Origin of the sequence: Microvirga sp. KLBC 81 (assembly GCF_003075415.1) — a bacterium.
Classification (GTDB): domain Bacteria; phylum Pseudomonadota; class Alphaproteobacteria; order Rhizobiales; family Beijerinckiaceae; genus Microvirga.
In genome coordinates this window covers 1-11,821 of record NZ_QDAH01000116.1, presented here as the reverse complement: position 1 = coordinate 11,821, position 11,821 = coordinate 1, and the positions used below count along the sequence as shown (strand labels likewise).

Below are 11,821 nucleotides of genomic sequence, written 5' to 3'. Positions count from 1 at the left end.
GCAATCGCCAGGTCGAAGACCGGGACCGGCGTCCGCTCGGGCAGCGGAAGCGTCGAAGAATGGTGATACATCAGACCCATCCGAAGATGGCGGCCGCTACGGATCATCACAGCGGCCGCCCAGTCAGGGAAGAATAGCGGCATCGCCGCCGTTTGATAGATTTGCTACATTTGAATGTAGCTTTCAATCAAAACTTTTCCAAATTGTTATGATTCTTCGTCTCGGATAATGGAGAGGCTTATGGCAGCGGACGAGGGCCAAGCGTTACTGGCTCCTGTGGGAAGCCCCCGATATGGCGGCACGTCTCCGCGGCCACGTCCCGCCCCTGTTCCAAACACGCTCGCAGGCCTTTCCCGAAGGAGCGCGCCGAAAGAAACCCTGCAATGAAACTGTCGCCAGCTCCTGTGGTGTCGACAACCTCCACCGGTCGGATCGCAGTCTGAGCTCGGACCTTGCCGTCCGACGCCATGCTGCCGAGAGAGCCGCACGTCACGACAGCAAGTTTGGCTCCCTGCTCGAGCAGGGTGTCGAGCAGATACTCCGCCCGGTCCCGGTCGGCTCCAGCCGACGCAAAGGCGATATCGAGGCCCTCGACGCCGAGGTTGGTGGGGTCCGCATTGACGGACACGTCCTGTGAGACGCTGACGCCCGCCGCTCTCAGAGCCTGCCTCAACACCCCACCATCATCGAGCCAGCCGATGTGAACGTGACGCAGACGAACCAGACTCTCCATGTCGCGGCGGGTCGGCCGATAGCCCTTGCAGACGCCGAAATCCTCGAAGGCCAGGATGCGGTCGCCGGTCTCGTCGACCTCAATGTTCGTATAGGCCGTGATGCCGTCCAGAACCTGCACATGGTCGGTGACGAGGCCGTTCTCCTGGAAGCAGGCCATCATTCGCCGGCCATCAGCATCGTCTCCGACGGCTCCGAAATAGGCGACCCTGTGCCCGAGCCTACTGAGCTGCACGCCGACATTAACCGCGTTGCCGCCGATCAGGGACAGACCGACCGGAGGCATGAAGCGATCGATGCAGTTATCGCCGACCACGGCGAACTCGAACGTGCTCATTGGTTTCCCCTCATGGCAAAAGACCGGCGCCAAGGTGACTTGGCGCCGATAAGTTTGGGAGGAAAGGCTTAGTATGCCACGCGCTTGTAGTAGCGGCGGGTGGTGAGCGGATGATTGCGCTTCACCTCCAGGTGAGCGCTGATCCGCTCGAGAACCGTGGCCAGCACCACCGGGGAGATCAGGGTGCGAACATGGTCGGAGATGCCCGGCAGGGCAAACTCGGCGGTGTCGAGCACACGAACTTTGTCCGTGTAGGCCGGCAGGAAGCGCTCGACACGTTCCACGAGGGGACGGGAAGCATCCTCGCCCTTGAAGAGCAGGACGCTCACGCCCTTCTCCACCAGCTCGAGCGTGCCATGGAAGAAGTCGGAGGAGTGAACCGGACGGGTTCGGATCCACTGCATTTCTTCCAGAATGCACATGCCGTAGTAGAACGCCTCCGGCCACGTCGTGCCGGCACCGGTAACGATGTGGTAAGGCTCGTCCTTGATAGCCTCGGCGAATTGCTCGGCGCGCTCCTCGTAGGCGCGCTTCACTTCGAGCAGAGCGTGGGGGAGCCGCACGAGCTCCTGAACCGTGTCGTTGTATTCCCGATACTCGCCGCGCACGTGCATGACGGAGAGCGCGATCAGTAGAGACTGCACATAGAATGACTCGCAGGAGGTGTCGTCCTCGGCAAAGTTGACGAAGGCGTAATCCGCGCCCCTGGCGAGCGGCGTCTCGGCATGGCCGATGAGGCTGATGACCTTCGCGCCCCTTTCCTTGCAGTAGTTCATAACCTCGATGCTTTCCTTGGTGGTGCCAGAAAGCGACGGGATGACAACGATCGACTTCGGACCGAGCGCCTGATGACCCATGAGCACGAGCTCGGCGGACATCTCCAGGTAGGTCGGGAAGGCGGACCGTCGCTGGAGCAGTTGCGAGGCCGGCATCATCAGAATGGCCGCGCCGCCGGTGCCCAGGAAGAAGATGTTTTCGGCCCCGTTCTCCAGGCATTCGGTGATGGCGCTGCGAATTCCGCTAGCGTGGGCAACCGCGCCGGATTGGATCCGCACGAAGCGTTGTTCATCGAAGTTCAGCATGAGGCATCTCTCAATCGGAAGAGGTTGGTCGGCAGCTGGTAGGCCCAACACCTTGCCAGTCGTCTGACAACAGACCGCAAAACAATCATAGTGTCAAGCAGCAAGATAGAGACTCGTATGATTTTCGCCGAAGTCGATACAAGCAGAGGCTGTTTTCCGGGTGAAATGCCGCCGGACGCGCAGCGTCCGCTGCTCCACTCCGAATTCAATCCGTGTCAAGCTGAATGAGTCAGGTTGTGAGCGCCTCCGGCTCCAAAGGTGGGACTTCTCCGCGCATTCTGGGCTAGGGATCGAAGCTCGGCTTCTTCAGGTGAACGTGGCGCCTGCCGTAACGCTCCGGTGAGCGAAACAGCCGAGCCGCAAGCTGGCCCCTTTGCCGCATTCGATCCATGTGTTCAAACGCCTGTGGAGACGAGGTTTCCAGCACGGCACATGCCAAGGATTGATCCCACCGCTTTATGCCTGACGCTCAGATCCTCCTCATCAGAAGCGATGAAGATCGTCTTGAGCCCTGCGGCCCGGGCTGACTCTAAGCCACTTTGACTGTCCTCGATGGCGATTACTTCGCCGGGCGCGCAATTCAGGCGACGGCAGGCTTCGAGGTAAGGTATCGGATGAGGCTTTCCGACCGGGATATCATCCCGACTGATTGAGAAGTCGAGGAGATCGCAGATACCGAGTGCTGCGAGGTTGGCGTCCACAATGCGGCGCTCAGAATTGGATACGCAAACTTGGCGTATCCCAGCCTCCTGCAGCGCCTGCATGGCCTCAAGAACGAAAGGTTGAGCAACAAGCGTGGACGCCCCCTCGACATATGCGTCGATGATCTCGTTGAGCCAGGTCGCAAACGTAAGCTCGGACGGAAAACCCGACTCTAGTGCCTGCCACGCCCAGCTCATGTCGCGACCAAGAAACCGCTCCTGCGACCCTGGGCCGAGATTGACACCGTACCGCTGCGATATCATTGCGAGACAAGCATGGTGCAGCGGCTCGCTGTCGACTAGAGTGCCGTCGATGTCCCACGCAACGGCTCTTATTTGGTCATCGGCAGATTTCCTTGAGATATGCGTCATCAGGCGTGGAACAGCGTGAAAGAAAGCCACGCTTCCAGTCGCCCATCTCTACCCTCGCGCTTGGATCAGACGGTGTGGATCACCTTTTGCACAACCTCGAAACTTTTGCGCATCGGAGGAAGGGGATCCAACCAGTAACGCGGAGTGGTGAACTCGAAGGATAGAGCCCCCGTGTAGCCGCTGTCACCGAGGTCGCGGATATAATCGTCGAGCGGGAGGAAGCCGTCACCCCAGGCGAGATGACTGCCTTCCATGTCACCGTCGATGAGATGAACGTGACGAAGCTCGGCTCCGACCTGAGCCACGTAGTCGCGAACGGTTTCGCCGACCACGGCCATCGCAACGGTATCGAGGATCGCTTTCACCGATGGCGACGAAAGCTCGTCCAGCATCCGCCGCAAGTCCGCGGAGGTATTGATGATGTTCGACTCGGTCGGAGTGAGTGGCTCGAGCAGAAGATCGACGCCCAGTTTCTCTGCATGTCTCGCAACCACGCCCAGCGCGTCTGCCGAGCGCCGCCACGCAGGGCCTGCATCCTCATCGGCGTATCCCCAGCCCGGTGTGATCAGCAGATACGGGCTCTCCATTTCAACACAGGCGTTCAAGCTATCAAGGAAGTATCGGATGCTGCGGTTGCGGACTGCATCCTCCCGAGAGGCCAGGTTGATGGGATAGATGCACTGTTCCGGTGTAAAGCAGACAAGCTCCATGCCTCGTTCACGAATGGCTTTCTTGAGCTCCCGGGCAGCGCTCAAGGGCTCGTCATCGACATAGAAGTGCGGCGAGGCTCCCCAGATCTCGACCTTGGTCAATCCAATAGCGGCGGCGTCATCGAGAAAGCGTGTCAGAGGATGGCGGAAATAATGAAAGTTCATTCCGCAGAGCTGGGAGGGGTTGATGGCGGTCATGGGCGGCTCCTTCGTCCTGTAGGACAATCGGTCGAATGGACTGCTGGTCTTGCTCAATAGGTCAGGAACATCCGCTCGATCTCGGCAGGATCGTCCGTGATCGTCAGGGCGAGGGAGAGGAGAAGGCGCGCTTTCACGGGACTGAGATTGTCCGCGATGAGAAAGCCGTTGTCTTGCGATCGTTTGCCCTTGAAGGTCCGGCCTGAGCCAGCGCGGCTCGCCTGCACGACCGCGACGCCCTGCTCGCGAACAGCCTGGGCCAGCACGGCGGCATCGGCATCCGCCGTGAAGCCGGGAGCGAATCCTGCCGAGACGATGCCCTTGGCGCCGGCTGCGATGAAGGCGCGAGCGGCCGTTCCATCCGAGCCGCTATAGCAATAAAGGATGTCCACGCGTGGCAGAGCCTCGAGCGTCCTGACGTCGAACTCGGTCTCAGGCGCTGCCCTGCGGACAGGCTTCCGATAGAAGACAACCGCATCACCATCGGCATGGCCGAGGATTCCGAAGTCCGGCGATTGGAAGGCGTGCAGGCGGAACGTGGAGGTCTTGGCGACCTCGCGGGCAGCATGGATCTCGTCATTGAGCAGCACGAGGACACCCATGCCACGTGCATCGGGCGAGGCCGCTGTTCGGATGGCGTTCACGAGGTTCATCCCCGCATCGCTCGACAGAGCGCTGGCCGGCCGTTGTGCGCCGACGAGCACGATCGGTACGGAAACCTTCGCGGTCAGGGAGAGAAAGTAGGCTGTCTCCTCGAGAGACCCTGTCCCATGGGTGATCACGATCCCGGCAAGATCCGGATGGCTTTGCACCAGTTCATCCAACAACAGGAGAAGATCCTTCCATTCCGGAAAGAAGATGTTGAAGCTGGGCAGAGCCCTGAAGCGGACCGGATGGACGTCGGCCACCTCGTGAATCTCGGGAAATCGCGCGATCAACTGGTCAGCATGCAGAGGGCCGCCGGCGCCGTAATCGAGCACCTCGAGAGAGCTTTCCGCTAGTGAGCTGATGGTGCCACCCGTTCCAATCACGGCCACTTTGGGTTTTTGCATCTGAGATTCCTCGTAAGCGGCGCGATGAGGGTTTCCCCTCGAGAGCTCTTTCACAGGCGCTTCGGCGATTTGGCTTGGAGGCTGTCTAGATGAGATGCGGCCCTATTGCCGGTCATCACGGGAGCTTCAGCCCTGGAGCTTCCTCGCGGCTGAGCCTGGACGCCTCAAAGGACGGGATTGCTCAAGCCGATGTTCAAAGACGCCGTCGGTCTGATCTACTTGCGGACGAAGCTGAAGGTAAAGCGGCTTCCCCGATGATAATCCTTCGAGAAGAGGACAGGCGTTCCAATGGGGGTATAGGCCACCTCGGTCACCAGAAACGCGGGCCCAAAGTCATGAAGATTGTTGCGGTCGCTAACCTCCTGCGGGAGCAGGACCGCACTGGCGGAGGCCGTGGACATCGAAGGCCGCTGGCGGTATCGCTCCAGCAGGTTCAAAACAGAGCCACTCCAATCGATATCGGAGACGTGGTCTGGGATGATCGCTCGGGGAATGTAGTCGATGCAGTAGACAAGCACCTCCTTGCCCTGCATGCGCAGACGTTCGAGCCGGATCACCCGCGCGCGGGCGTTCAAACGCAAGGCGGCCTGCACCTCCTCCGGTGGGTCCTCCTCCGCAACCGACAGCACCTTGTTCGTCGGCTTGTAGCCGAACCGACGGACCATGTCCGTGACACTCTCGAAACAGGTGATCGGGCGCTCAACCTGAAGGGTCGCCATTGCCGAGACGAAGCGGCCCTTGCCATGTTTGACGTAGATCGTCCCGTCCTGCTCCAAAAGCTTCAGCGCCTCCCGCAGGGCCGGACGGGAAATCCGAAACGCCTGGGTCAGCTCGGCTTCTGTGGGCAGCTGATCACCCGGTTGCAGTCCTCGCTCTTCGATCATGGCGCTGATCGCGTCGCGCAGTTGCAGGACCAGGGAGCGTTCGTCGCGGAGAGGCAGAACAGATGACATGTTACATAGCCTATCGAAGAGGTCAGTTGTCAGTCAAGAAAGAAGTTCTGTTATTCGGTTTAATCGATGTCGTTCCTGCTCCTGACCCCTGCACTGGCAGCATCAGGCGCTATGTTGCCTAAACGAGATGAGGCCGGACACAAGTTACTTGTCCAACAGTTCATCTCAACCCGGAATATCAAGTCAGGACCGTCATCCGTGCGTCCAAACGCTTTTGCGCTTCCTCGACCTGAGCCGCTCTCCGCGCCAGTTCGGCGCGATCGGCAATGAGACGCTGCCTTTGCTCCTGAAGGATCCTAAGAACCTCGGACGGCGCCGTGCCGCCCGACGTGGTCCGGGCTGCGACAGCGCGAACCGGATCCAAGCAGGCTTGGACAAAGGCGTCGTCAATTGCCAGGGTATGGCCGACAACGGCTTGGGCAGACCGGTTCACCAGGTCCGCCGTGATGTCCGACGCGCCGATCCCCTCGTTGAGGGCCATTTGAACGGCTCCACCGACCACATGATGGGCCTCCCGGAACGACAGACCGGCCTGACGCACCAGTCCGTCGGCGAGATCGGTTGCGGTCGAAAAATTGGTGCGGCAGCGTTGCAGGAGCAGCTCCGCATTCGGCTTGGCCGTCTCGAATACCAACCGCAGCAGATCAAGGCTATCCACGACCTGATCCAAGGCTGACCATGCGTCGGCAATGCCCTCGCGGACAGAATCCAAGCCGATCGAGTAGTTGCTGCCCTTGACGCTGGCGAGAACGGATGTGAGCGCGCCGATGCTCCGCCCCGACGAGGCCCGGAAATATTCGAGCATCAACGGATTCTTCTTCTGTGGCATGATGCTCGAAGTGCCTGCGACCCGATCCGGGAACTCGATGGCCGAGAATTCATGCGTGCAGAAGGTATAGAGGTCCTGAGCCACACGGCTCAGGAGCGTCGACATAGCAGTCGTCGCCCACAGCAGCTCGGTCACGAAATCCCGTGAAGCCACCGCGTCCAAGCACGGCTCGGCAATCCCGTCAAAACCCAGGAGTTCGGCCGTTCGCTGCCGGTTGATGGCAAAGGAGGTGCCCGCCAAGGCTGCGGCACCAAGGCTCGCCAGATTGATCCGCGCATAGGTTGCGGCGATCCGGTCGTAGTCCCGCTGAAGCGCTGCCGCCACGTTCGTGAGATAGTAGCCGAAGGTGATCGGCTGGGCGGGCTGCAGATGGGTGTAGCCCGGCATGATGGTCTCGGCATACTGCTCGGCAGACATGAGGCAGGCCTCCCGAGCCTTGCCGAGCTGCTCAAGGATCCGCAGGCACAGCGCACGAGCGTGCAGTCGATCCAAGGTCGCGCCGATGTCATTGCGGCTACGCCCGATGTGGATCCATCCTGTCAGCTTTGCGCCGGCAATCTCCGAAAGGCGGTTCTCGAAGGCGAAATAGGGATCCTCGAATTGCGGGTCGAGACGAACGGCGTCCTTGCCTTCCCGCTGAACCTGGAGGAGCGCTTTAGCGAGACCGGTGGCAACCTCATGGCTGACAAGGCCACATTCGCTCAGCATCACCAGGTGGGCTTGGTTCAGGCGGCACATGTCAGCGAAGGCCTCCTCGCTGAAGGCCTGCATGCCCGGCCTGTAGATGGTATTTGCGACTTCCTCGGCGGTTCGCTCCGACAGGCGCGCACTCACAGCGTTCTTCATTTTGCTCTCGCTCTGACTGATTGTTCTTGTTCAATCCGGTGGATGGCTGGCTGACCGCAGATGAGGTCGAGAAGATTGCGGCAATCCTCCACCTCTGCGATCTTCAACAGGGCGTCAAAGGCCGCCTTCGTCTGTCCTGACCCAAGGACGTTGATCGTGCAGGCCTGGAATTTCTTGAACAGCCGGGTGCGATCCAGACGGCGACTGGAACTGCCGGGCACACATTCGGTGAAGCGCTCCATGCGAGTGCCATCGCGCAATGTCACGCTGAGGCGAGAGGACACTGAAATGCCACTGTCGCCCTTCGGCAAACCGGGATCGGTCTGCACTGCAATTCGGTCCATCAGCGCCCAGACATCTGGGTGAACCACCGTCTCGTCCGAAAATTCAGTGACGTTGAGGCGGCCGAAGACCGCTGCCGCGGCCAGGCAGAAGGGCAGACTGAACTTGGCCTCGGTCCCTGTTGTCGGGCGATCATAAACCAGGATGTTCGGCACGGCTGGATCAACCCAGCAGACGATGTGCTCAATCTCGGCAGCCTTGAATCCCTGTTCTGCCTGCAGCGACAGCAGGCCATCGACAGCGGTATGGGCTGCCGTGCAGCAAGGAAACGCCTTGATCGTCAGACCGGATCCGATCAGGTCAAACGGAGCCCCGAAGGCAGCTAGTACAGCGGAGGCATCCGCCCCATCTCCGTAGAAGCTGACATAGCCCTTCGGCCCGAGCAGACTGCCCGGTGTCGAGGTGAGCCCCTCGGCGGCGAGTTCGCTGGCCAGAACACCCTGAGCAACGGCATGTCCCACTTGCAGGGGTTTAGTATCGCTGCCGAAGTTGCTGCGAAGGCCACCTGCAAACGATGCCGCCATTCCGAGAGCATGGCGCATGGCATTCGGGGTCAGGCCGAGGATGTGTCCGCTGGCGGCTGCCGCGGCAAAGACGCCAAGAGTGGCGCTGGCATGCCATCCGCTCTTGTAATGGAGCGGATTGATGAGGCGGCCGAGACACGTGGCGGCCTCAAACCCCAGGATGTAGGCCCGCAACAGCTGTCGTCCGGATGTGCCGGGCCGGCTGTCAGCGGCCGTCAGCGCGGCCGTCAAAGCCGTGACGGTGACGTGGGCCATTGCCAGCTCGGTTTCATCGTCATCGAAGTCGTGAAAGTGTCCGGCAAAGCCGTTCACCAGAGCGGCGTCGCGGCGGGCGAGGTTGATCCCTGTCCCCCAAGCCCGGGCAGACCCATCCCCTGCCGCTGAGGGAGGATAAACCCGCAGAAGCGAGTGGAAGGCTGGTTCATCGACCGCCGCCAGAGCAACGCCGACAAGGTCGACCAGGTGTTCGGCCGCGATGAACTCAGCCTTAGACGGGATCTCTGGTGTCGAGCCCGCCAGCAGCTCGGCGAACTCTTGTTCAAGTTCATAGGGGGACATGAGATTGCTCCTCCGGATCAGGTGCGAATCTCAATGGTGGCAAGCGCCGGTGCTTCAGGAGCCTTACCTTCCGCCGTGGCCAATTGACGGGGAATAGCATACGCTCGGTTGAAGTACCGCTCCAGCACGGCACCGCCAGCAGAAATCGCCCAGCAGATGACGAAGTAGACCACGAGGATCGAGCTGTAGATCAAGAAGGCGGGGCTTCCTCCTTGTGAGATCGTCGTCTGCTCAATCAAAATTTGACCGGAGCGAAGAAGTTCATGCACGCCGACGACGGCGCCCAAGGACGTGGCCTGAACCAGGGAGGTGATGAGGCCCACGTAAGGCGGCAGGATCACGCGCATCGCCTGAGGCAGGATGACCAGGATCATCGCCTTCCACGAACGCAGGCCGAGAGAAGCGGCTGCCTCTCTTTGATCCTTCGTCACGCTGGCGAGCCCGGCCCGGATGATGTTCGCGCCATTTGCTCCACCCCAGAGTGAGATGCTGATGGCAGCCGACCAGAACGGATTGAGCGATATCCCGAGCACGGGGAGCACGAAATAGGTGAACAGCACCGTAACGATGAGGGGAATGTCGCGTAATACTTCTATGACCGCGAAGGTGGCTTTGCGGACGATAAAGTTGCGGCGCACGACCCCAAAAGTAAATACGATCGCGATGACCGTCGCCAGGATCGTGACGACAGAGGCGAGCAGCATCGTCCAAACGAGGCCAGTCGCCAGAAATTGACTGTATTGGATGAGCACCATCGGCTTAGTTCCTGACGTAGGGACGGTCGAGCCGATGCTCAAGCCGGTGCCCCAGGGCTGAGACGATTAACACGCAGGCGAGATAGATCACGCAGATCGTGGCGAACATTTCCAGTGTGCGGAACTCATAGGCATTGCGTTCAACCGCCACGAAGGTGAGTTCAGCAAGCCCGATGGTCTGCAGGTAAGCCGAATTCTTCAGGGTTGCGACGACAGTATTGAGCGTCGACGGGAGCGCCGCCCTCAAGGCGATTGGGAGAACGATGAAAGCGGCGTGATGCCAGCGCCTCAGGCCAAGCGAGGCCGATGCGTCCTTGACGCCGGAACTGATGGTCGCGAGTCCCGCGCGGAAGCTCTCGATGTGGAAGGCGCTGGCCCACAGGGTCAGAGCGGCGACGCCCGACCAGAATGTCGAGAGGACAATCCCGATGTTGGGCAGACCGTAGAAGATGAAGAAGATCTGGACCAGAAACGGCGTCCCGCGGATGAACTCGACATAACCGACGACGATCTTCGACAGGACGCGAATGCTGCCACTGCGGAAATAGGCTCCCACCAATCCGATGAGAAGAGACAGGACGATCGAGACGCCACTGACGAGCAGCGTCATGTAAAGGCCATCAATGAGCCTGGGTAACGTCTCGTAGATGTAGATCCAATCAAAGTTACTAAACATGAGCAGCCCAGCCTTGCTTGGAAGGGAACCGGCGGTGGGTCCAGCAGAATGGCGGATGCCGGCGATGCTTGCCTGCATCGCCGGCGTGAGCAGTCTCAGGTTCTGGGAGGAGCAGGAGGCTGAGTCTGGAAGGATTTCAGCGTCTCGCGCAGAACAACCGGATTATTGACGAATTCCGGAATGATCTTTTCGTAATAGCCTTCTTTCTTCATCTTGATCAGGGCAGCGTCAAGGAATGCCTGAAGTTCCTTCTCTCCCTTGCGAAGCCCGATGGCGTTGAAGCCCAGGTCCAGTCCCTCCTCGATTACGCGGAGTTCGGGATAGTTGGAGCTGAGGGACCACACCAGACCTCCGTCACCGACAAACCCATCGACGCGTCCCTGACGGAGAGCCTGGATGCAGTCGGATGTCGTATTAAGCTGTGTCAGCTTGATGCCAGGAATGTTCTCGTTGAGCCACTTGGCCTGCGAGCCGCCCTTGACGATGCAGATGTTCTTGTCCTTGAGCTCCGCGAGCTTCGTGGCCGGACTGCCCTTGGGCACCATGACATTGCTTGTGCCCCACATATAGTACTCGGTGAAATCGATCACCTTCTGCCGCTCGGGGAACTTGCCGAGTGTCGCAAGGATGATGTCGATCTTCTGACCGTTGAGAGAGGGAATGCGCGCCTCGGAGGTGACGCACTGGAGGTCCACTTTGTCCGGCGAGCCGAATGCGAATTCGGCAATGCGCCGGGCCATCGATACCTCAATGCCAACGGGTTTTCCGCTGGGATCGAGAGAGCCGAAGGGCGGCGAGTCGCACTTCACGCCGACGCGAAGCACCCCTTTGGAGAGGATGTCCTGTGGGACGGGCGGCAGATCCTGTGCCTGAGCGGCTCCGGCAATAAGGCAGCCAGCGACGGCAGTCAGGAGGGTCTTGGATAGATGTTGCAACTTGGGCAGCATGTGAGTGTGTTCCTCGTTAAGGTTTTGGGTTGGCGCAGACGTTGTGGATCGTCTGTTCTTTCTTGTTGAACTTGGTGCCTGTTGGTTCAGGGCGCGGCGCTATCGCCGCTCCGGCGAGTTGAGTTACAGGGCTCAGTGCAGGATCTGGGACAGGAAGAGCCTGGTGCGCTCGTGCTGCGGGTTCCTGAAGAACTCGTCGGGCGTGTT

The 11,821-nt window shown here is 60.1% G+C and carries 11 protein-coding genes; all 11 read right to left on the bottom strand.

All coding sequences use genetic code 11. From position 1 onward, the window contains the following. Window positions 1-238 precede the first annotated feature (238 nt). The 11 genes from DC522_RS30415 to DC522_RS30365 all read right to left on the bottom strand — a co-directional run bounded on the left by DC522_RS30415 (window position 239) and on the right by DC522_RS30365 (window position 11,614). On the bottom strand, window positions 239-1,069 hold the full coding sequence (locus tag DC522_RS30415; protein WP_116532225.1) for a PfkB family carbohydrate kinase: 831 nt from the start codon (window positions 1,067-1,069) through the stop codon (window positions 239-241). A gap of 68 nt (window positions 1,070-1,137) precedes the next feature. Continuing rightward, window positions 1,138-2,151 carry an SIS domain-containing protein gene (locus tag DC522_RS30410; protein WP_116532224.1) on the bottom strand — a complete coding sequence of 338 codons (1,014 nt, stop codon included), beginning with the start codon at window positions 2,149-2,151 and terminating at the stop codon, window positions 1,138-1,140. Window positions 2,152-2,546: 395 nt separating this feature from the next. After that, entirely contained in the window at window positions 2,547-3,224 is a 678-nt protein-coding gene (locus DC522_RS30405) for an HAD family phosphatase (RefSeq protein WP_116532223.1), read from the bottom strand. A 65-nt stretch (window positions 3,225-3,289) separates the two neighbouring features. Further along, window positions 3,290-4,132: a TIM barrel protein gene (locus DC522_RS30400; protein WP_116532222.1), complete on the bottom strand. Its 843-nt coding sequence runs from the start codon at window positions 4,130-4,132 to the stop codon at window positions 3,290-3,292. A 53-nt stretch (window positions 4,133-4,185) separates the two neighbouring features. Next, complete coding sequence (locus DC522_RS30395; protein WP_116532221.1) at window positions 4,186-5,184, bottom strand: asparaginase; 999 nt, start codon at window positions 5,182-5,184, stop codon at window positions 4,186-4,188. A gap of 215 nt (window positions 5,185-5,399) precedes the next feature. Next, window positions 5,400-6,137 carry a GntR family transcriptional regulator gene (locus DC522_RS30390; protein WP_116532220.1) on the bottom strand — a complete coding sequence of 246 codons (738 nt, stop codon included), beginning with the start codon at window positions 6,135-6,137 and terminating at the stop codon, window positions 5,400-5,402. Window positions 6,138-6,315: 178 nt separating this feature from the next. Next, on the bottom strand, window positions 6,316-7,812 hold the full coding sequence (argH, locus tag DC522_RS30385) for an argininosuccinate lyase (RefSeq protein ID WP_116532219.1): 1,497 nt from the start codon (window positions 7,810-7,812) through the stop codon (window positions 6,316-6,318). Next, a complete protein-coding gene (locus DC522_RS30380) occupies window positions 7,809-9,236 on the bottom strand; it encodes an MmgE/PrpD family protein (RefSeq protein WP_116532218.1) in 1,428 nt (475 codons plus the stop codon). The genes argH and DC522_RS30380 overlap by 4 nt, the downstream gene beginning before the upstream one ends. A 17-nt stretch (window positions 9,237-9,253) precedes the next feature. Beyond that, on the bottom strand, window positions 9,254-9,991 hold the full coding sequence (locus tag DC522_RS30375; RefSeq protein WP_116532217.1) for an amino acid ABC transporter permease: 738 nt from the start codon (window positions 9,989-9,991) through the stop codon (window positions 9,254-9,256). A gap of 4 nt (window positions 9,992-9,995) precedes the next feature. Further along, window positions 9,996-10,667, bottom strand: coding sequence for an amino acid ABC transporter permease (locus tag DC522_RS30370; protein ID WP_116532226.1), 672 nt, complete (start codon window positions 10,665-10,667; stop codon window positions 9,996-9,998). A gap of 95 nt (window positions 10,668-10,762) precedes the next feature. Next, window positions 10,763-11,614 carry a transporter substrate-binding domain-containing protein gene (locus DC522_RS30365; protein WP_116532216.1) on the bottom strand — a complete coding sequence of 284 codons (852 nt, stop codon included), beginning with the start codon at window positions 11,612-11,614 and terminating at the stop codon, window positions 10,763-10,765. Window positions 11,615-11,821 lie beyond the last annotated feature (207 nt).